Annotated in this window: 20 protein-coding genes; 15 read left to right on the plus strand and 5 right to left on the minus strand. The window is 71.1% G+C overall.

All coding sequences use genetic code 11. The features are described 5' to 3' along the window. Positions 1 to 4 precede the first annotated feature (4 nt). Genes sucD through gcl form a run of 4 tightly spaced genes read left to right on the plus strand, consistent with a single transcriptional unit; the run spans position 5 to position 4,368 of the window. Positions 5 to 898 carry a succinate--CoA ligase subunit alpha gene (gene sucD / locus HNR67_RS19670; protein ID WP_185003709.1) on the plus strand — a complete coding sequence of 298 codons (894 nt, stop codon included), beginning with the start codon at positions 5 to 7 and terminating at the stop codon, positions 896 to 898. A gap of 22 nt (positions 899 to 920) precedes the next feature. Continuing rightward, positions 921 to 1,769 (plus strand): hydroxypyruvate isomerase family protein, encoded by an 849-nt coding sequence (locus HNR67_RS19675; protein WP_185003710.1) that lies wholly within the window; start codon positions 921 to 923, stop codon positions 1,767 to 1,769. Beyond that, positions 1,766 to 2,656 carry a 2-hydroxy-3-oxopropionate reductase gene (locus tag HNR67_RS19680; protein ID WP_185003711.1) on the plus strand — a complete coding sequence of 297 codons (891 nt, stop codon included), beginning with the start codon at positions 1,766 to 1,768 and terminating at the stop codon, positions 2,654 to 2,656. The genes HNR67_RS19675 and HNR67_RS19680 overlap by 4 nt, the downstream gene beginning before the upstream one ends. A 14-nt stretch (positions 2,657 to 2,670) precedes the next feature. After that, positions 2,671 to 4,368, plus strand: a complete 1,698-nt coding sequence (gene gcl / locus HNR67_RS19685; protein WP_407645181.1) for a glyoxylate carboligase — start codon at positions 2,671 to 2,673, stop codon at positions 4,366 to 4,368. Between the two features lie 10 nt (positions 4,369 to 4,378). Here the strand turns inward: gcl and HNR67_RS19690 are convergent, their stop codons facing one another. Then, positions 4,379 to 4,831 carry a winged helix-turn-helix transcriptional regulator gene (locus HNR67_RS19690; RefSeq protein WP_312989618.1) on the minus strand — a complete coding sequence of 151 codons (453 nt, stop codon included), beginning with the start codon at positions 4,829 to 4,831 and terminating at the stop codon, positions 4,379 to 4,381. 119 nt (positions 4,832 to 4,950) lie between these two features. Between HNR67_RS19690 and HNR67_RS19695 the strand changes: the two genes are divergently transcribed. The 4 genes from HNR67_RS19695 (at position 4,951) to coaD (ending at position 9,139) form a co-directional block, all read left to right on the plus strand. Then, positions 4,951 to 5,331, plus strand: coding sequence for a nuclear transport factor 2 family protein (locus tag HNR67_RS19695; protein WP_185003714.1), 381 nt, complete (start codon positions 4,951 to 4,953; stop codon positions 5,329 to 5,331). A 169-nt stretch (positions 5,332 to 5,500) separates the two neighbouring features. After that, positions 5,501 to 5,698: a hypothetical protein gene (locus HNR67_RS19700; protein WP_185003715.1), complete on the plus strand. Its 198-nt coding sequence runs from the start codon at positions 5,501 to 5,503 to the stop codon at positions 5,696 to 5,698. A gap of 50 nt (positions 5,699 to 5,748) precedes the next feature. Next, complete coding sequence (locus HNR67_RS19705; protein WP_312987636.1) at positions 5,749 to 8,694, plus strand: helix-turn-helix transcriptional regulator; 2,946 nt, start codon at positions 5,749 to 5,751, stop codon at positions 8,692 to 8,694. Between the two features lie 34 nt (positions 8,695 to 8,728). Then, entirely contained in the window at positions 8,729 to 9,139 is a 411-nt protein-coding gene (gene coaD / locus HNR67_RS19710) for a pantetheine-phosphate adenylyltransferase (RefSeq protein WP_185003716.1), read from the plus strand. 6 nt (positions 9,140 to 9,145) lie between these two features. On the opposite strand, the gene HNR67_RS19715 is transcribed toward coaD, so the two are convergent. Beyond that, complete coding sequence (locus HNR67_RS19715) at positions 9,146 to 9,544, minus strand: NUDIX hydrolase (RefSeq protein ID WP_185003717.1); 399 nt, start codon at positions 9,542 to 9,544, stop codon at positions 9,146 to 9,148. 65 nt (positions 9,545 to 9,609) lie between these two features. Between HNR67_RS19715 and HNR67_RS19720 the strand changes: the two genes are divergently transcribed. Both HNR67_RS19720 and HNR67_RS19725 read left to right on the plus strand, forming a co-directional pair. Further along, positions 9,610 to 10,155: an EF-hand domain-containing protein gene (locus tag HNR67_RS19720; protein WP_246493342.1), complete on the plus strand. Its 546-nt coding sequence runs from the start codon at positions 9,610 to 9,612 to the stop codon at positions 10,153 to 10,155. Between the two features lie 52 nt (positions 10,156 to 10,207). Then, entirely contained in the window at positions 10,208 to 10,942 is a 735-nt protein-coding gene (locus HNR67_RS19725) for a DUF4429 domain-containing protein (RefSeq protein WP_185003719.1), read from the plus strand. Here the strand turns inward: HNR67_RS19725 and HNR67_RS19730 are convergent. Then, positions 10,939 to 11,937: a LysR family transcriptional regulator gene (locus tag HNR67_RS19730; RefSeq protein ID WP_185003720.1), complete on the minus strand. Its 999-nt coding sequence runs from the start codon at positions 11,935 to 11,937 to the stop codon at positions 10,939 to 10,941. The genes HNR67_RS19725 and HNR67_RS19730 overlap by 4 nt on opposite strands. A 116-nt stretch (positions 11,938 to 12,053) precedes the next feature. Between HNR67_RS19730 and HNR67_RS19735 the strand changes: the two genes are divergently transcribed. Together HNR67_RS19735 and HNR67_RS19740 are read left to right on the plus strand one after the other, a co-directional pair. Continuing rightward, entirely contained in the window at positions 12,054 to 12,986 is a 933-nt protein-coding gene (locus HNR67_RS19735) for a trypsin-like serine protease (protein WP_185003721.1), read from the plus strand. A gap of 82 nt (positions 12,987 to 13,068) precedes the next feature. Continuing rightward, complete coding sequence (locus HNR67_RS19740; RefSeq protein WP_185003722.1) at positions 13,069 to 14,808, plus strand: lipoxygenase family protein; 1,740 nt, start codon at positions 13,069 to 13,071, stop codon at positions 14,806 to 14,808. Here HNR67_RS19740 and HNR67_RS19745 read toward each other — a convergent pair. Then, positions 14,805 to 15,368, minus strand: coding sequence for a TetR/AcrR family transcriptional regulator (locus HNR67_RS19745; protein WP_185003723.1), 564 nt, complete (start codon positions 15,366 to 15,368; stop codon positions 14,805 to 14,807). The genes HNR67_RS19740 and HNR67_RS19745 overlap by 4 nt on opposite strands. Positions 15,369 to 15,463: 95 nt before the next feature. On the opposite strand from HNR67_RS19745, the gene HNR67_RS19750 reads away from it, so the two are divergent. The 3 genes from HNR67_RS19750 to HNR67_RS19760 are packed head-to-tail and all read left to right on the plus strand — an operon-like array spanning position 15,464 to position 17,096. Continuing rightward, positions 15,464 to 15,952: a DoxX family protein gene (locus tag HNR67_RS19750; RefSeq protein WP_221489976.1), complete on the plus strand. Its 489-nt coding sequence runs from the start codon at positions 15,464 to 15,466 to the stop codon at positions 15,950 to 15,952. Beyond that, positions 15,949 to 16,368, plus strand: coding sequence for a VOC family protein (locus tag HNR67_RS19755; protein ID WP_185003724.1), 420 nt, complete (start codon positions 15,949 to 15,951; stop codon positions 16,366 to 16,368). Before HNR67_RS19750 ends, HNR67_RS19755 begins: the two co-directional genes overlap by 4 nt. Continuing rightward, positions 16,368 to 17,096 carry a DNA alkylation repair protein gene (locus HNR67_RS19760; RefSeq protein ID WP_185003725.1) on the plus strand — a complete coding sequence of 243 codons (729 nt, stop codon included), beginning with the start codon at positions 16,368 to 16,370 and terminating at the stop codon, positions 17,094 to 17,096. Before HNR67_RS19755 ends, HNR67_RS19760 begins: the two co-directional genes overlap by 1 nt. Here HNR67_RS19760 and HNR67_RS19765 read toward each other — a convergent pair. Beyond that, the gene (locus tag HNR67_RS19765) at positions 17,086 to 18,087 is read right to left on the minus strand and encodes an MBL fold metallo-hydrolase (protein WP_185003726.1); all 1,002 of its coding nucleotides are present in this window, start codon (positions 18,085 to 18,087) and stop codon (positions 17,086 to 17,088) included. The genes HNR67_RS19760 and HNR67_RS19765 overlap by 11 nt on opposite strands. Between the last annotated feature and the right edge of the window lie 93 nt (positions 18,088 to 18,180).

Here is an 18,180-nt window from a genome sequence, read left to right on the forward strand (position 1 = left end):
GTCGATGGCGATCTTCCTGACCGAGCACAGCCGGGTCATCGTGCAGGGCATGACCGGCGCCGAGGGCGGAAAGCACACCAGGCGGATGCTGGCCGCGGGCACGAACGTGGTCGGCGGCGTCACCCCTGGCAAGGGCGGCCAGTCCGTGGACTTCGACGGTGTCACCGTGCCGGTGTTCGGCTCGGTGGCCGAGGCGATGGCCGGGACCGGCGCGGACGTGACGGTGGTCTTCGTGCCGCCGCGCTTCGCCAAGGCCGCGGTGATCGAGGCCGTCGACGCGGGCATCGGCCTGGCGGTGGTGATCACCGAGGGCGTGCCCGTGCACGACACGGCCGTGTTCTGGGCCCATGCCTGCGCCGCGGGCAACAAGACCCGGATCATCGGCCCCAACTGCCCGGGGATCATCTCACCGGGCAAGTCCAACGCTGGCATCATCCCGGCCGACATCTCCGGCCCCGGCAAGATCGGTCTGGTGTCGAAGTCGGGCACCCTGACCTACCAGATGATGTACGAGCTGCGGGACTTCGGTTTCTCCACCGCGGTCGGCATCGGTGGCGACCCGATCATCGGCACCACCCACATCGACGCGCTGCAGGCCTTCCAGGACGACCCGGAGACCGCGGCGATCGTGATGATCGGTGAGATCGGCGGCGACGCCGAGGAGCGCGCGGCGGCCTACATCGCCGAGCACATCACCAAGCCGGTCGTGGGCTACGTGGCCGGGTTCACCGCGCCGGAGGGCAAGACGATGGGCCACGCGGGCGCCATCGTGTCGGGTTCGTCGGGCACCGCCGCGGCGAAGCAGGAGGCCCTGGAAGCGGCCGGGGTCAAGGTCGGCAAGACGCCGAGCGAGGCGGCCCGCCTGATGCGGGAGTGCCTCGACCCGATCACCGTGTGACGACAGCCTGAATGGAGCCGTCTTGACCAGTCCACACCTGCGTTTCGACGTCAACCTCTCCATCCTGTTCACCGAGCTGCCGCTGCTCGAACGCTTCGCCGCGGCCAGGTCCGCCGGTTTCGACGCGGTGGAGCTGTGGTGGCCGTTGCCCGAAGCCGTGCCGCTGCAAGGGGAACTGGACGCGGTGCGGCGTGCGATCGAGGACGCGGGCGTGCGCCTGCTCGGACTCAACTTCGCCGCCGGGGACATGGCGGCTGGGGAGCGCGGACTGCTCTCCCGCCCCGCCGACGTGCACCTGTTCCGGGAGAACGTGCACGTGGCCGTCGAGTTCGCCGGCCAGCTGGGCTGCAAGACGCTCAACGCCCTCTACGGCAACCGGGAACCCGGGTTGTGGCCGCAGGAGCAGGACGAGCTGGCCGTGGCCAACCTGACCTACGCCGCCCAGGCCGCGGGGCGGATCGGCGCGACCGTGGTGGTCGAGGCGCTGAACTCGCACGAGAACCCGGTCTACCCCATCATCTCGCTCGCCTCCGCCTACCACGTGCTGGATCTGGTGCGCGCGAACGGGTCGACCAACGTGGCCTTCCTGGCCGACCTGTACCACCTGAGCCGGATGGGTGAGGACCTGGACACCCAGATCGACCGGCGGGGTGCGGAGTTCGGTCATGTGCAGATCGCCGACGCCCCTGGCCGCGGCCAGCCGGGCACCGGCGGCATCGACTACGAGAAGGTGCTCGCCCGCCTGCTGCTCGCGGGTTATGACGGCCACATCGGCCTGGAGTACCGCCCCGTCGGCCCCAGTGCGGACAGCTTCGGCTGGCTGCCCAGACTCAGGGCCGCGGTGGAGTCCACTGTGGAGGGATCGGCATGACCGCTGTCGGATTCATCGGCCTGGGCATCATGGGCGCCCCGATGGCCGTCAACCTGGTGCGCGCGGGCCACCGGGTGATCGGCCACGACGTGTTCGGCACCGGACCGGCCCGGCTGGCCGAGGCCGGCGGGGAGACTGCGGACAGCATCGCCGAGGTGCTGGCCACCGCCGAGGTGCTGATCACCATGCTGCCGGACTCCCCGCAGGTGGAGCAGGTGGTCCTGGGTGCGGGCGGGGTGTTCGAGCATGCCAAGCCCGGACTGCTCTACGCCGACATGAGTTCCATCCGCCCCGAGACCTCCCGCCGGGTCGCCGAACTCGGTGCCACCGCGGGGATCCGGGTGCTCGACGCCCCGGTCAGCGGCGGCGAGAAGGGTGCGGTGGACGGCACGCTGTCCATCATGGCCGGCGGCGCGGCCGAGGACTTCGCCGCGGCCCGGCCGCTGTTCGAGGTCCTCGGCGGCACCATCGTCCACGTTGGACAGTCCGGCGCCGGGCAGACGGTGAAGGCGGCCAACCAGCTGGTGGTCGGCGGCACCTACGCGCTCATCGCCGAGGCCATCGTGCTGCTGGAAGCCGCGGGCGTGGACGCGGACCTCGGTCTGGACGTGCTCGCGGGCGGACTGGCCGGCAGCCGGATCCTGGAGATCAAACGCAAGTCCATGGTGGCCCGCGAGTTCGCCCCCGGCTTCCGGATCGACCTGCACCACAAGGACATGGGCATCGTGCTCGCCGAAGCGCGCGCCGCCGAGGTGGCCCTGCCGGTCACCGGGGTCACCGCGGCGCTGATCGCGGCGGCCCGAGGCCAGGGCTACGGCGCCCTGGACCACTCGGCTCTGTTGAAGGTGATCGAGAACCTCTCCGGACGAGGGAGCACCACGAGATGAAGAGCATTCCCTGCATGGAGGCCGTGGTCCGGGTGCTGGAGTCCGAGGGCGTGGACACCGTCTTCGGCATCCCCGGCGCCGCGATCCTCCCCCTCTACGCCGCGTTGCAGCACAGCACGATCCGGCACATCACCGTGCGGCACGAGGAAGGCGGCACGCACTCCGCCGACGGCTGGGCCAGGGTCACCGGCAACGTCGGGGTGTGCATCGGCACCTCCGGCCCTGCCGGCACCAACATGATCACCGGGTTGTACACCGCGCTCGCCGACTCCATCCCGATCATCTGCATCACCGGCCAGGCCGCGAAGTCCAAGCTGCACCAGGAATCCTTCCAGGCCGTGGACATCGTGGAGATCGCCAAACCGGTCACCAAGTGGGCGGTGCAGCTCAAGGAACCCGCCCAGGCGGCCTGGGTGTTCCGGGAGGCGTTCCGGATCGCCCGGTCCGGACGGCCGGGGCCGGTGCTGATCGACCTGCCCATCGATGTCCAAAGAGGACTGTGCAACTACGACCCCGCGCTGGACGCGCCGCTGCCGGTGGAGGTGCCGCAGCCGAGGGCCGAACCGGTGCGCGCGGCCATCGAGATGCTCCTGGCAGCGCAGCGCCCGCTGATCCTGGCCGGTGGCGGGGTGATCGTGGGCGAGGCGGCCGACGAGCTGCGCGGGCTGGCCGAGCACCTGGGCATCCCGGTGCAGGTCACCCTGATGGGCAAGGGCGCCTTCCCGGAGGACCACGACCTGTTCGCCGGCATGGCCGGGTTGCAGACGCAGACCCGGTGGGGCAACGCGGCCTTCCTGGAAAGCGACTGCGTGCTGGCGATCGGCGCCCGCTTCGGCGACCGGCACACCGGCGACCTGGAGACCTACCGGCGCGGCCGCAAGTTCATCCACGTCGACATCGAGCCCACCCAGCTCGGCAAGGTCTTCGAACCCGACCTCGGCATCGTCGGCCACGCCCGCCCCACCCTGGCCGCGCTGGCCTACCACGCCAAGGAACGCACCCGGCCGCGCACACCGGGCGAGTGGCCCAAGCGGATCGCCGAACTCCGGGAGACCCTGCCCCGGCGGGACGACTTCGACGACGTGCCGATCAAACCGCCGAGGGTGTACCGGGAACTCAACGAGTTCTACCCGCCGGACACCACCTTCGTCACCGCGATCGGGCTCTACCAGATCTGGTCCGGCCAGTTCCAGCGCACCTACCTGCCGCGCCGCTACCTGGTCTGCGGCCAGGCCGGGCCGCTGGGCTGGGAGATCCCGGCCGCCATCGGCGTCAAGTGCGCGCACCCGGAGCGCACCGTGGTCGCGGTCTGCGGCGACTACTCCTTCCAGTTCCTGATGGAGGAGGTCGCGGTCGCCGCCCAGTACGAGATCCCGTTCGTCATCGTCATGATCAACAACGAGTACCTCGGCCTGATCCGCCAGGCCGAGATCCCCTACGACATGAACTTCGCCGTCGACCTGCACTACGGCAGCAACGGCATCGACCACGTCAAGGTGATGGACGCCTTCGGCTGCCCCGCGGTCCGGGTGGAGGAACCCGGCAAGATCCGGGAGGCCCTGGCCTGGGCCACCGAGGAGGCCGAGCGGGTGCGCAAGCCGGTGCTGGTGGAGGTCATGGTCGAACGCGAGGCCAACGCGGCCATGGGCGCCTCTCTGGACGCGATCAAGGAGTTCGAGCCCGCGCCCGAACTGGCCCCGGCGGCCGACTGAGGCAGCACCCTCAGCGCGGCGGTGTGCCCGCCGCGCCCCGCCCGGCCCCCGTCGCACCGAAGCCCGCTTCGGCCGCGGCGGGGGCCGGGCCGTCGCCCGCGGCGATCCGGGCGTCGTAACGCCGGTGCTCCGCCATGATCCGCGGCATCCGCCGCTCCACCCAGTCGACCAGGCCGCTGAGCAGCTCCGCCGCCTCCCGCCCCGAGGCGGTGAGGCGGTACTCCACCCGCGGCGGCACCTCCGGGTAGGCCGTGCGCAGCACCAGCCCGTCGCGTTCCAGCGTCTGCAGCGTCTGGGCGAGGACCTTCTCGCTGACCCCGTTCACCCGCCGCCGCAGTTCGCTGAAGCGGTAGGTCCGCTCGCGCAGCGCGGCCAGCGCGAGCACGCCCCAGCGACTGGTGAGGTGTTCCAGGACCAGGCGGGCCGGGCAGGCCGGATCGTAGGCGTCGAACCCCGTCGGCATGGTCACCATCGCGCCCCTTACTGACCTTGAAGTGCGTACTTCTGCCCGGGAAAGGCCCTGCCTAGGTTAGGTCTCCTCCGGCCGCGAACCGTGCCGCCGCGTACCGACGGGAACGAAGAGTGTCCATTCAGGAGCGCAACAAGAAGATCGTGCTGGACTACTACCGGACCGCCTTCGGCGGCGATCCGGAGCGGGCGGTCGCCGAGCACTTCGGTCCGCACTACATCCAGCACAACCCGCAAGCCCAGGACGGCCCTGAGGCGTTCATCGGCTTCGTCCGGCACCTGCGCGCCCAGTACCCGGAGCTGAGCCTGGACATCAAACGGGTGATCGCCGAGGGCGACCTGGTGGTCACCCACTCCCACCTGGTCCTGGCACCGGGCGCCCCCGGCCAGGCGCTGGCCGACTTCTTCCGGCTGGCCGAGGGCAAGGTCGTCGAGCACTGGGACGTCATCCAGGACGTCCCGGTCACCTCGGCCAACCCCAACGGCATGTTCTGAGTGCGGCCTCAGGCCCCCTTACCCCCGATTCCGGGCGGGTAAGGGGGCCTGAGGGGTCTTGGGTAAGGCATTCGGCGCCCAGATCGGGGGTGATCTTCCGACGCGGGCCGCCAGCCCTCAGCAGCAGTCTTCACCTCACAACGACACGAGTCGAACCGAGGAGAAGACGATGATCACCTGGACTGACCAGGCACTGCGGGCCGAGATCGACTACCGGGCCGACCGCGCCCAGGCCGCGATGGGGCACGGCGACCGTAAGGAGCGGGTTGCCCGCCGCTGGCTCGGGCTGGTCCGCAAGGACGAGGCCGACACCCAGCCCGAAAAGGACCCCGAAGAGCCCTCAGAGGAGTACCGGACCGCAGCCTGAACAGGGAATTCGAGCCGAGAATGTCGGACGGGTATGCCACGATTCAGGACGTGGCACGGTTGGGGTCAGGAATTCCGCTCGTCGCGCGGGGCGCGCAGTTGCGCCAGCTCCGCGCGGCGTTGCGGCAGGCGTCCAAGGGCGCGGCGAGCGCGGTGCTGGTGGCCGGGGACGCCGGGGTCGGCAAGTCCAGGCTGCTCGCCGAGCTGAGTGAGCTGGCCGCGGCCGAGGGCGCGCTGGTGCTCACCGGCCGCTGCCTGGACGTCGGCGAGGGCGGTCTGCCCTACCTGCCGTTCGTGGAGGCCCTCGGCCTGCTCCGGGAGGGCCACCTGGACGCGCTGCGCGCGCACCCGGCGCTGGCCAAGCTGCTGCCCGAGGTGCTGCCCGAGCACGTGGTGCCCTTCGACCCGCGGCGCACCGAACTGGACATGAGCCAGCTGCAGATGTTCGACGCGGTGCACGCGCTGCTGGCCGAACTCGCCGCCGACCGCACCCTGGTGCTGGCCCTGGAGGACCTGCACTGGGCCGACGGCTCCACCCGGCACCTGCTCTCCTTCCTGCTCTCCCGGCTGCGCGCCGGGCGGCTGCTGGTGGTGGCCACCTACCGCAGCGACGACCTGCACCGCCGCCACCCGCTGCGCCCGCTGCTGGCCGAACTGGTCCGGCTGCCCGCGGTGGAACGCCTCGAACTGAGCCCGTTCACCAGCACCGACGCCCGCACCTTCGTCCGCCGCCTCTCCGACGGCACCATCGCCGAGGACAAGATCGCCCAGATCGCCGAGCGATCCGAGGGCAACGCCTTCTTCGCCGAGGAGCTGATCGCCGCCTGCGCGGACCGGGACGACCGGGTGCCGATCGGCCTGGCCGATGTGCTGCTGGCCCGGATCGAACGGCTCGCCCAGGCCACCCAGCAGATCATCCGGGTCGCCTCGGTCTCCGGCCGCCGGGTCACCGACGCCCGGCTGCGCACCGTCAGCGGCCTGCCCGACGCCGAGATCGAGGCCGCGCTGCGCGAGGCGGTCACCCACCACGTGCTGCTGTACAAGGACGACAACCACGCCTACGTCTTCCGGCACGCCCTGCTGCGCGAGGCCGTCTACGCCGACCTGCTGCCCGGCGAACGGGTCCGGCTGCACGCCGGGTACGCCCGGTTCCTGGCGGCCAAGGACGGCAAGCGCGGGGTGGCCGCCGAACTGGCCCACCACAGCCTGGAGAGCCACGCGCTGCCCCAGGCGCTGGCGGCCTCGGTCGCCGCCGCCAGGGAGGCCATGGAGGCCCGCGCGCCGGCCAAGGCGTTGCGGCACCTGGAACAGGCCATGAAGCTGTGGGGCGCGGTGCCCGATCCGGAGCAGGTCAGCGGCGGCGACGAGCTGCGGCTGGTGCACAAGGCCATGTACACCGCCAGCCTGGCCGGGGAGGACGACCGGGCGCTGGCCTACGGGCGGACCGCGGTGCAGATGGCCGAGGAGATCGGCAACCCGGTGCGCTCGGCCGAGGTGCAGCGCAAGTACGTGCAGACCCTCCTGGCCCTGGAAGGCAAGCGGGACAAGGCGGTGCAGGTGATCGAACGCGCCTGGCAGCTGGTCGCCGACCAGCCCGCCAGCCCCACCAGGGCCTGGGTGCAGGCCATGCGGGCCAGGGTGGCGATGAGCGCGGACGAGCAGAGCTACGGACTGGCCCGCGAGTACGCCGATGGCGCCCTGGCCGACGCCAAGGCCAGCGGGTCGATCGGGGCCGAGATGGACGCGCTGACCTCGCTGTCGGTGATCCTGGAACGCGGCGGCCACCCCGAGGAGGCGGTGCGCCGGCTGGGTGAGGCGGTGGACCGGGCCGCGGCCGCCGGCGCGCACAGCGTGGAGCTGCGGGCCTGGTTCAACCTGGCCGTCACCCACTACGAACGCGGCCTGCTCACCCAGGCCCTGGACGCCGCGGCCAGCGGCCGTCGCCGGGCCGGGGCCACCGGACTGGAGTGGAGCCCGTACGGCACCGAACTGCGGGTGCTCAACATCCTGCTGCACTACGTGGCCGGGGACTGGGACGCCGCCACCGAGGCCGCCGACCAGGGCGTCTGCTCGGTGCCCGACATCGCCAGCGCCCGGCTCACCGCGATCTCGCTGTTCACCCTGGTCGGCCGCGGCCAGTACGACACGGTCGCCGAACTGGTCGCCCGGCTGCGCCCGGAATGGCACAAGGACTGGGACATCGCGGTGATGGCCGCGGCCTGCGCCGCCGACGCCCAGCTGTGGCAGGGCCGCCCGGACAAGGCACTGGAATGGATCGACGAGGCGCTCTCGGTGGCCGAACGGCACCGCGAGCTGGCGGTGATCCGGATCGGCGCGCTCGGCCTGGCCGCGCACGCCGAACTGGCCGCCAAGGCCAGGCACAAGAAGGACGCCACCGCCGAGACCCGCCACCTGGACGCGGGGGAGCGGCTGCTCGCCCAGGTCCGCCGGGCCACCACCAGCGCCCGCCCGCGCAGCGGCGAACTCGGCCCCGAGGGCCTGGCCTGGCTGGCCCGCGCCGAGGCCGAGGCGGCCAGGGTGCGCGCCGAGGACACCCCGGGGCACTGGCACCGGGTGGTCGAGGCCTTCGGCTACGGCCACACCTACGAACAGACCCTGGCCCGGCACCGCCTGGCCGCCGCCCAGCTCACCGCGGGCGACAAGCCAGCCGCCGAGGCCACCCTGACCCAGGCCGCCGAGGCCGCCGCGGCCATGGGCGCCACCCCACTCCAGGACGCCCTGGCCGCCCTGGCCCGCCGCGCCCGCCTCAACCTGGCCGCCCCGGCCACCGCCCGCGACACCATCGACCCGTTCACCCCACGTGAGCGCGCGGTGCTGTCGCTGGTCGCCAGGGGGCACACCAACCGGCAGGTGGGGGCGGAGCTGTACATCAGCGAGAAGACGGTCAGCGTGCACCTGAGCCGGGTGATGGCCAAACTCGGCGCGGCCAGCCGGACCGAGGCGGTCACCAAGGCCCACGAACGCGCCCTGCTCTGACCACCGGCCGCCGCCGATCATTACCATCGCAAGCATGCGCGCCGTCTTCCCCGGCTCCTTCGACCCGGCCACGCAGGGACACCTCGACGTGGCGCGCCGGGCCGCGGCCCTGTTCGACGAGGTCGTCCTGTGCGTGCTGACCAACCCGAAGAAGACCGGCAGGCTCCCCCTGGCCGGCCGGCTGGCCCTGCTGACCGAAATGACCGGCGACCTGGCCAACGTCACGGTGGACTCCAGCGCCGGCCGGTTGCTGGTCGACTACTGCCGCGACGCGGGCATCGGCGTGATCGTGCGCGGCCTGCGCACCCAGGACGACCTGGCGCACGAGCTGCCGATGGCGCGGATGAACCGGCAGCTGAGCGGCATCGAGACCTTCTTCATCCCGGCCAGTCCCGAGCAGGCGTACATCTCCTCCACCCTCGTCTCGGCCATGGCCCAGCGGTAGCGCCGGTCAGCGCAGCGAACCGGCCGCGTGCAACTCGTCGAAGATGATCTTGTCGACCGGTGCCACCCGCTCCCGGTCGGCATAACCCAGCCACACCACCTCGGCGATCTCGTTGCTGGCCACCGGGGTGCCCGCGTACTCCGCCGAGTAGCAGGTCATCCGCACCAGCACCCCCTCGGCCTGGCCGTGCGCCTGGGCTTCGAAGGTGCCCACGTGCACCGCGGTGTCCGCCGCGACCGCCACGCCCAGCTCCTCGGCGATCTCCCTGACCAGGGTCTGCACGTCGGTCTCGCCGGGTTCGCGTTTGCCGCCGGGCAGGTAGTAGGCGTCCTTGCCGTGCGAGCGGGTGCTCAGGATGCGGCCGTCGGCCAGGTCGATCAGGGCGATCTTGTCGATGACGGTCATGCGGACATTCTCCGCCGCCCCAAATGCGCCCCGCGCGACCGGTCACCCCCTACCATGTCCGCGTGATGCCGGAACTGGTGCGGAAGCTCGAACACTCCTTCGCCGCCTTCGACGAGGACAACGACGGCTACATCCAGCTCACCGACCTGGAGGAGCGCAGCAAGCGGTTCTGCGTGCGGTTCAACGAGACCGACTCGCCCAAGGGCATCGCCGCGCTGGACGGGATGCGGGAGCACTGGCGGGCGCTGGTCGAGCTGACCGACACCGACAACGACGGCCAGATCAGCAAGGCCGAGTTCGTCGCCGCGGTGGGCGCCGCGCTGGCCGAGTCCGACTCCGGCTTCGACCGGGTGTTCCGCCCGGCGCTGGCCGCCGGGTTCGCGCTGGCCGACACCAACGACGACGGGCACATCGGGGTGGAGGAGTTCGTCGCCTTCATGTACCTGGCCGGGTTCTCCCTGGCCAAGGCGCCGCGGTTGTTCGCGCTGCTGGACGCCAACGGCGACGGCAAGGTCAGCGTGGACGAGTGGCTCACCGCGTTCAAGACCCACTACACCGAGGCCACCGCGGATCTCGACCTCCCGGCCAACGCCTTCTTCGGCAGCACCTGAGAGATCGGTCGCATACACACCGTCCACACGCGACCCTCATTACGATCGACCGGTGATTTCCGGGCCAGCCAGCACCCTCCAGGGCCACGACGGCGATGCCGTCCTGCACCAGGACGCCGTCGAGTTGCGTTTCCCGACGCGGCTGAGCACGCGAGCGGTCAAGAGCGCGCGCAGTCCGCGGCGGGTGCCGGTGGCCGCGATCACCGACGTCGAGTACGTGGCCGGTGGCCGTCGGCCGTACCTGCGGTTGCGGCTGGCCGGGGAACTGCCGGGGCACGAGCCGCGGCTGCCCGAACTGGACGTGGACGCGCTGGTGCTGCGGCCGGACCGGCGGGCGGACAACGACGCGTTCGTGGCGCAGTTGCGTTCCCGCCTGGCCGCCGAGCCGGTGCCGGACCCGCGACTGCTCGCCCCGGACGCGCACGCGCCCGGCCTGGCCCCGGTCACCGGGCCGGTGCGACTGCGAGTGTCCACTTTGGACGGTGTGGTCAGCATGGACGAGCGGCGCCTGGTGATCGAGTTCAGCTCCGGCATGCGCAAGCCCCGGCGGCACGAACTCGCCCTCGCCGAGCTGCAGGGCGTGGAGTTCATCCCGGCCAAGCCGCATCGGTCCGGGCTGGTGCGGTTCCTGGTGCCGGGTGCGGAACTGCGGCCGGATCCGCGGCGTGATCCGCACACGGTCCGGTTCATGGCCGGTGTCGAGGAGGGCCGGATGGCCGACCTGGCCGCGGAACTGGCCGCCCGGCTGATCCCGGCGGCCGAACCCGCGCTGGTGTCCCAGAACTAGACCGCGAGGGGCGGGCAGACCAGCATGGCCGCGTCGAGTTCGGCGTGCGCCTCCGGATGGTCGGCCCACCAGCGGGCGAAGGTCGGGTTTCTGTCCACAATGGAGCGATAGGCGTAGGCGGCGCTGGCGAACACCTCGTGTGCCCGTCCGGCGAGGGCGCCGTCGGTGCGCACCCCCACCATGATCGGCACCTGCAGCGGGTCGCCGAGCAGTGGCCGGACCGCTATTCCGTTGCCACTGCGCGAAGCGGGGGCGGCCAGGGACACCGCGCCGTTCTCCACCAGCACCCTGGCCATGCCGGCTTCCCAGGTGTGGTGCCGGATCCGCGGGGTGAAACCGGCGGTGGCGCAGGCGGTGTGCAGCTGCATGCGCAGGCTGTTGGCCTCCGGCGGCGGCACCACCCAGTCGCAGTCGGCCAGCTCCGCCAGTGAGATCACCTCGCGCACGGCCAGGGGATGGTCCTCGGCGACGGCGACGAACTGCGGTTCCAGTACCAGGGTGCGGATCTCCACGCCGCTGAGCCTGCGGCGTTCCAGGCCGTCGAAGCGCTCGAACACGGCCAGGTGCAGCCGCGCGGAGTTGAGCATCTCGACCAGGGTGTGCCCGACCGGTTCGATCTCGGTGCGCACCTCCGAGCAGGGCAACCGGTTGCTCAGCTCGGCGACCAGGCGGGCCAGGAACAGCATCGGCATGCACCCGGCCAGCAGTGGCTGCGGGGTGAAGGTGCGGGCCCGATCCTGTGCCGAGGCCAGCAAATGATCTAAGTCGTCCAGCACCAGGCGCGCGGTGTTGACCACGTAGCGGCCCAGTTCGGTCGGGGTGCTGCCGGTGGGGCTGCGGTCGAACAACCGCCCGCCCACCAGGCGTTCCACCCGCTGCAACTGCGCGGTGAGCGCGGGCTGGGTGAGGCCGAGCCGGACGGCCGCCTTGCTCATGCTGCCGGTCTCGACGATGGCGCAGACCGCACGGAGGTGACGTAGCTCCAGGTCAGCCATAAATCGAAGTTATCGCCAATTCCGATGACCGGGCACCCGACGTTCGGACGATATTTCAGTGCATCCGCCGGAGTCCCTGTCCTGCTTTTCCGGCGGCCCTGCGGAAAGGACAAGCCATGTGGTCAAGCTGGCGGGGATGGGGTGCGGCGCTGGTCGCCGCGCTGGCCCTGACGACGGGGTTCGCCTCGTCGGTAAATGCTGCGACAACCAACAATGACGATGTTCAACCGTTGATCGTCGGTGGCCGTCCGGCCAGCGAGGTGTATTCGTTCATGGCCTCGCTGCAAGGCGGTCAGGGCCATTTCTGCGGTGGCTCGCTGATCACCCCGACCTGGGTGGTGACCGCGAAACACTGCGTGCAGGGCCAGAGTCCCGGCGGGTTCCGGATCCGGGTCGGCAGCACTACCTGGAACTCCGGCGGCACCCTGGCCCAGACCGCGCAGATCGTGCTGGGACAGGGTGACATCGCGCTGGTCCGGCTCAGCGCCGCGGTGCCGCAGGCGCCGATCGCACTGGCCGCCGACGGTGGCGCGGCGGGCACCGAGACCCGGCTGATCGGCTGGGGCCAGACCTGTCCGACCCGCGGCTGTGGTGGCGCGCCGGTGCAGCTCCAGGAGATCGACGTGCGGGTGCAGGCCAGTGGCTGCACCGACAACTTCAACCCGCAGACCGAACTGTGTTTGGGCGGCCTGCCCAGCGCGGGCGCCTGCTACGGCGACTCGGGTGGTCCCGCGGTCCGTCAGGGCAACGGGCGCTGGGAGCTGACCGGCGCGACCAGCCGGGCCGGCCGCGGTCAGCCGACCTGCGGGCAGGCCCCGGCGATCTACATGAACGTGCCGGCGCACAAGCAGTGGATCGACCAGGTCACCGGCGGCGACCCCGGCACCGGCTGCGGCAGCACCGCGGCCTGGAGTGCCGAGCAGCTCTACCCGCCGGAGACCCAGGTCGCGCACAACGGACGCCGCTGGCGCTCGATCTGGTGGAACCGGGCCCAGGAACCCGGCGCCGGACCCTGGTACTGGCAGGACCTGGGGGCCTGCAACTCCTGACCGGACCATGTTTCCTGCACTATTTGCCACGGGCCCGCGGATCACCGCCGAAGGCTCGCGGGCCCGTGGCAGCCTCGCGAAGGTGGCCGACTATTTGATCTCCAACCGCGACCAGCGCGCGGACCGGGCCGCCCAGGTGGCCGCCGTCCGCGCCGCCTACCGGTACAACCTGGAACTCGGTTTCCCGGTGGCCGCCGGGGGCGGTGAGGAGGACGCGCCGTCCTCCCGGTGGCGGTTGCGGGCCCTGGAGCAGCAGGAACGCCTGCGGCTGAACCTGCGGATGCTGCGTCGGCAGGGCAAGTGGAACTTCGTCAACGACCTGCAGCCGCTCGCCCCGCTGAAGCTGGCCGCGATGGTGCGGGAAGACGACATGGCCGGGATCGTGGACTACTTCATGCCGCTGCCCGGCGGTGTCACCGGCGATGTCCGGGAGAAGAGCCTGCAGGATTTCCGCGACGTTTTCGCGCTCTCGCAACCACCCTCGGTGATGGAGCGCTTCCGGAGTGACGACTACTTCGCCGAGTGTTTCGTGGCCGGACCGGACCCGACCCGGCTCACCCGGATGACGCACATCCCGGAGAAGTTCCCGATCACCGACGAACACCTCAACCAGGTGCCCCAGCTCGGCACCGACGATCTGGCCACCGCGATCGCCGCCGGCCGGGTCTACTGGGTGGACTACGAGGCCATGTCCGAACTGGACAACGGCACCCACCCGCAGGCGCCCAAGTACATGTACGCGCCGATGGTCGCCTTCTGCGTGCCCAGGAACAGCGATCAGCTGCGGCCCTTCGCCATCCAGTGCGGTCAGGACCCGGCCGGGCGGGAGATCTACACCCCGGCCGACGGGCACTCCTGGAACCTGGCCAAGAACTGCGTGCTGGCCGCGCACAACACCTACCACGAGGTGTTGACCCACCTCGGTTTCACCCACTTGATGAGTGAACCGGTGCTGCTGGCCGGGGTGCGCAACTTCGCCGCGAATCACCCGGTGTGGGTACTGCTGCGCAGGCACTTCGAGGGCACCTTCTCCATCAACAAGCTCGCGGTGGAACTGCTCATCCAGCCGGGCAAGGCGGTGGAGTACCTGATCGGCTCCGACCTGAAGAGCACCTACCCGTGGCTGGCCAAGCACCGCGCCAACCACTCCTTCCGGGACAACTACCTGCCCACCCGGCTGGCCGGGCACGGCACCGGCAGCCGCTCGCTGCCGCACTACCCCTACCGCGACGACGGCCTGCTGGTCTGGCAGGCCATCCAGGACTGGGTCAACGAGTTCGTCGCGCTGTACTACCGCGACGACGCCGACGTGCGCGCCGACCACGAACTCCAGTCCTGGGCGGCCGAGGTCGCCACCGACGGCCAGGTCCGTGATTTTGGCGCCACGCCAGGGAAAATCGCCGACCAGGCCGATCTCGCCGAGATCCTCACCATGGTCATCTGGACCGCGGGCCCGCAGCACGCCGCGGTGAACTTCGCGCAAAAGGACCACCTGGCCTTCCTGCCGGCCAACCCCCTGGCCGGGTACACGCCGGAGCCCACGGGCAAGGGGCACAGCGAGGCGGACTGGCTGGCCAACCTGCCCCCGCTGGACGTGGCGGTGCAGCAGTTCTGCGTGATGACCTTCCTCGGCTCGGTCCGCTACACCACGCTCGGCGACTACGGCCGCGACTTCGCCACCGGCCCGGCCGCCGCCGCGCACCAGCGGTTCCAGGCCCAACTCGGCGGGGTGGAGGACGCGATCACCGCCCGCAACCAGCGGCGCGCGGTGCCGTATGAGTACCTGCAGCCCTCGCTGATCCCCAACAGCACCAACATCTAAAGGCCGCTGACCAGGATCGCGGTGATCACCCGCGCCGCTGCCTCCGGATCGGTGCCGACCTCCGGGGGCAGCGCGCCGGTGAGCCACAGCGTGGCGAACCCGTGCACCAGGGACCAGGCCGCGATCTCACCCAGCTCCGGCCCGGCCCGGCGCACCGAGGCCACCCCCCTGGACAGTGGCGCGTTCGCCCGCTCGCGCGCGGCCCGCACCGCCGGATCATCGGCGCGGTACAGCTCAGGGCGGAACATCACCTCGAAATGCGCCCGGTGCCCGACCGCGAAGCGCACATAGGCCACGCCCACCTCGGCGAAGCTGCCGGTCCGCTCGGCCACCTCGGCCAGGGTGTCGGCGAGCAGCTCGAACCCCTCGGCGGCCAGCGCGGTGAACACCCCCGCCTTGTCCCCGAAGTGGTGCACCGGCGCGGCGTGCGAGACCCCGGCCCGGCGGGCCAGTTCACGCAGGCTGAACCCGGCCGGGCCCTGCTCGGTGATCGCGGTGACCGCCGCGGCCAGCAGCGCCCGCCGCAGATCGCCGTGGTGGTAGGAGCCCCTGGTCGCCATGTGACCACCCTAACCCGAATCTAGCCGTTGACAAGATAGCTGCTCGCAGCGCATCTTGTCACCGACAAGTTCGAGGTTCTGGGGAAGGTGTCGAGATGGCTCCGTTGGTTGTGCTGATCGTGGTCACGCTGGTGTTGTGGCTGGCCGGACGCCTGGGTGTGCGCTGGCTGCGGCCGTGGACGGCGCCGTTGCGCGGTGGGCTGGCGGCGATGTTCACCGTGACTGGCCTCGCGCACTTCATCGGCCTGCGGGCCGAGCTGATCGCGATGGTCCCGCCAGCGCTGCCCGCGCCCGGACTGCTGGTCACGGTCACCGGTGTGCTGGAACTCGTCGGTGCCGCGGCCCTGCTGTGGACGCCGACCGCGCGCTGGGCCGCCGGTGCGCTGAGCCTGCTGCTGGTGCTGATGTTCCCGGCCAACGTCTACGCCGCGCTCAACGGCCTGTCCCCAGGGGTGATCGACCAGGTCTGGCCGCGCACCGCGCTGCAGATCCTCTTCCTGGCTGCCACCATCGCGGTGTTCCGCGGCCCGCGCTGTCGGGGCGTCGTGCTGTACTCCCGTGTCAGCGAAGGAGGATCACCGTGAAGTGGACCCTGGAAGTCATCGTCGTCCCGGTCACCGACCTGGCCCGCGCCCGCGAGTTCTACGCGGAGAAGCTGGGCTTCGCCGTCGACCACGACACCAGGATCAGCGAGGACGTGCACATCGTCCAGCTCACCCCGCCCGGCTCCGGCTGTTCGATCGTGATCAGCAAGGGCATGTCCCAGATGGCGCCCGGCTCGCTCAAGGGCGTGCAGCTCGTGGTCGGCGACCTGCGGGCCGCGCACGCCCAGCTCATCGAACGCGGGGTGCCGGTCTCCGAGGTGCAGGTGGCCGGGGCCGAGGGCTTCCGGCAGGCCACCGCCGAGGACGACCTCAACAACCAGGGCTTCGTCTTCTTCGACGATCCGGACGGCAACAGCTGGGCGGTGCAGCAGATCACCAGCCGGGGCCTGGACTGATGACCGAGCTGACCGCCGCCGCGTTCACCGCCCGGCTCACCGCGCTGGCCGACCCGGTGGAGCGGGAGAAGATGCAGCGCTACTTCAAGACCGGGTTCGGCGAGTACGGCGAGGGCGATGTGTTCCTCGGGGTGCGGATGGGCGCGTTGTTCGAGCTGGCCAAGGAATTCCTCGAACTGCCCGTCGCCGAACTGGAACTGCTGCTGGACAGTCCGCTGCACGAGATCCGGGCCGGTGCACTGTCCATCATGGACAAACACGCCCGCCGCAAACGCACCCCCGGCGAACGCCGGAAAGAACTCTACGAGCTGTACCTGCGCCGCCTGGACCGGATCAACAACTGGGACCTGGTCGACCTGGCCGCCCCGCACGTGGTCGGCGGCTACCTCTACCCCCGCGACCGCGCCCCGCTGTACCGGCTGGCCCGCTCCACCAACCTGTGGGCCCGGCGCACCTCGATCTACGCCACCGCCTACTTCCTGCGCAAGGGCGAGGTGGAGGACACCCTGGCCATCGCGGAGATCCTGTTGGGCGACAAGGAGGATCTCATCCACAAGGCGGTCGGCGGCTGGCTGCGCGAGGTCGGCAACCGGGCCCCCGAGCGGCACCGCGAGTTCCTCGACGAGCACACGCCCGCCATGGCCAGGGTGACCCTGCGCTACGCCATCGAACGCCTGCCCGAGGAGCGCCGCCGCCACTACCGGAAACTCAAGGCCGCTACAGAGTGAACGTGCCCAGGTGCCCGTCCGGTTCGAGCACGGTGCTGCGTGGGCTGATCCGGGCCACCACCGCCCGGAAGTCCCGCAGCAGCTGCGGATCGATGCCCGGGGTGCCCAGTGGGGTGTCCATCCGGTCGTGGTGGCTGGGCACCACGAACCGGGGTCGGCCGAGGGTGACGAGCGCTCGCTCCACGAACTGGTAGGTGGTGCCGCCGGTCAGGCTCAGCACCGCGACATCGGGGTGCTGCCCGGCGAGTTCGTTCTCGATGAACGCCGCGGTGCCGATGAACACCGCCGACAACCGGTCCCCGACGTCCAGGCGGTAGGCCAGGGTCCCACCCTCGACCAGTTCGCCGATGGTGGTCGGCGCCGGTGGGGGAGTGCGGTGGGTGCCGGGCGCGAAGTACTGGTAGGTCGCGCCGGTGCCGTGCAGGCTGCGGAACCCGCGCACGGTGAAACCCTTGAAGTCCAGGTACTCCCCACCCCGGACGTCGATCATCCGCCCCGGATCCACGCCCAGCGCGGTGAGCAGGCAGCGGTGGGTCTCGGTGCCGGTGACCCGGGGCGTGTTCTTGTCCTTGCGGTGCAAGGCTTTCATCAGGTGCGGCACATCGGCCATATGGTCCCAGTGCCCGTGCGTGAGCAGGATCAGCTCCACCGGTGCCGGATCGTCGATCACCGGGGCGAGCTGCTGGAGGTTGGTGGTCAGCGGGGCCGACGGGTCCAGCGCGCCCGCCGCGGTGGTGTAGCGGAACCGGCTGAGGTACGGGTCGATCAGCACCCGCCGCCCGTCGAAACTCAGCTCCCAGCCCGCCACGCCCAGCCACCGGAACCGGACCCCGGCGCTGCTCCGGCGCGGCCACCCGGCCTCGGCCGGGGCCGCCTGGGCCGCCGCACCGAGACCGGTGGCGGCCAGGGTCGCGCCCGCGGTGCCCGCGAGCAGGCCACGCAACAGGTTCCGGCGGCCCGGGTCCGGTGTCCCGGCGCACTCGTCGCACATCGAAGATCCCCTCTCGTCCTCGGCTCGAACGGCGCGAGTCGATCAGAGCCCCGGCCTGCGTGTCCAACATCGATATCGGCACCGCTGCGATAC

Source organism: Crossiella cryophila, assembly GCF_014204915.1.
In the GTDB taxonomy this organism is placed as follows: Bacteria; Actinomycetota; Actinomycetes; order Mycobacteriales; family Pseudonocardiaceae; genus Crossiella; species Crossiella cryophila.

What these genes read in the sequence shown, in the direction of transcription:
- gcl (WP_407645181.1), top strand. Translation starts at nt 2,671, where the DNA reads ATGGAGGCCGTGGTCCGGGTGCTGGAGTCCGAGGGCGTGGACACCGTC.
- HNR67_RS19700 (WP_185003715.1), top strand. Translation starts at nt 5,501, where the DNA reads ATGATCACCTGGACTGACCAGGCACTGCGGGCCGAGATCGACTACCGG.
- HNR67_RS19765 (WP_185003726.1), bottom strand. Translation starts at nt 18,087, where the DNA reads ATGTGCGACGAGTGCGCCGGGACACCGGACCCGGGCCGCCGGAACCTG.
- HNR67_RS19750 (WP_221489976.1), top strand. Translation starts at nt 15,464, where the DNA reads ATGGCTCCGTTGGTTGTGCTGATCGTGGTCACGCTGGTGTTGTGGCTG.
- HNR67_RS19715 (WP_185003717.1), bottom strand. Translation starts at nt 9,544, where the DNA reads ATGACCGTCATCGACAAGATCGCCCTGATCGACCTGGCCGACGGCCGC.
- HNR67_RS19690 (WP_312989618.1), bottom strand. Translation starts at nt 4,831, where the DNA reads ATGCCGACGGGGTTCGACGCCTACGATCCGGCCTGCCCGGCCCGCCTG.
- HNR67_RS19745 (WP_185003723.1), bottom strand. Translation starts at nt 15,368, where the DNA reads ATGGCGACCAGGGGCTCCTACCACCACGGCGATCTGCGGCGGGCGCTG.
- HNR67_RS19735 (WP_185003721.1), top strand. Translation starts at nt 12,054, where the DNA reads ATGTGGTCAAGCTGGCGGGGATGGGGTGCGGCGCTGGTCGCCGCGCTG.
- HNR67_RS19760 (WP_185003725.1), top strand. Translation starts at nt 16,368, where the DNA reads ATGACCGAGCTGACCGCCGCCGCGTTCACCGCCCGGCTCACCGCGCTG.
- HNR67_RS19720 (WP_246493342.1), top strand. Translation starts at nt 9,610, where the DNA reads ATGCCGGAACTGGTGCGGAAGCTCGAACACTCCTTCGCCGCCTTCGAC.
- sucD (WP_185003709.1), top strand. Translation starts at nt 5, where the DNA reads ATGGCGATCTTCCTGACCGAGCACAGCCGGGTCATCGTGCAGGGCATG.
- coaD (WP_185003716.1), top strand. Translation starts at nt 8,729, where the DNA reads ATGCGCGCCGTCTTCCCCGGCTCCTTCGACCCGGCCACGCAGGGACAC.
- HNR67_RS19730 (WP_185003720.1), bottom strand. Translation starts at nt 11,937, where the DNA reads ATGGCTGACCTGGAGCTACGTCACCTCCGTGCGGTCTGCGCCATCGTC.
- HNR67_RS19680 (WP_185003711.1), top strand. Translation starts at nt 1,766, where the DNA reads ATGACCGCTGTCGGATTCATCGGCCTGGGCATCATGGGCGCCCCGATG.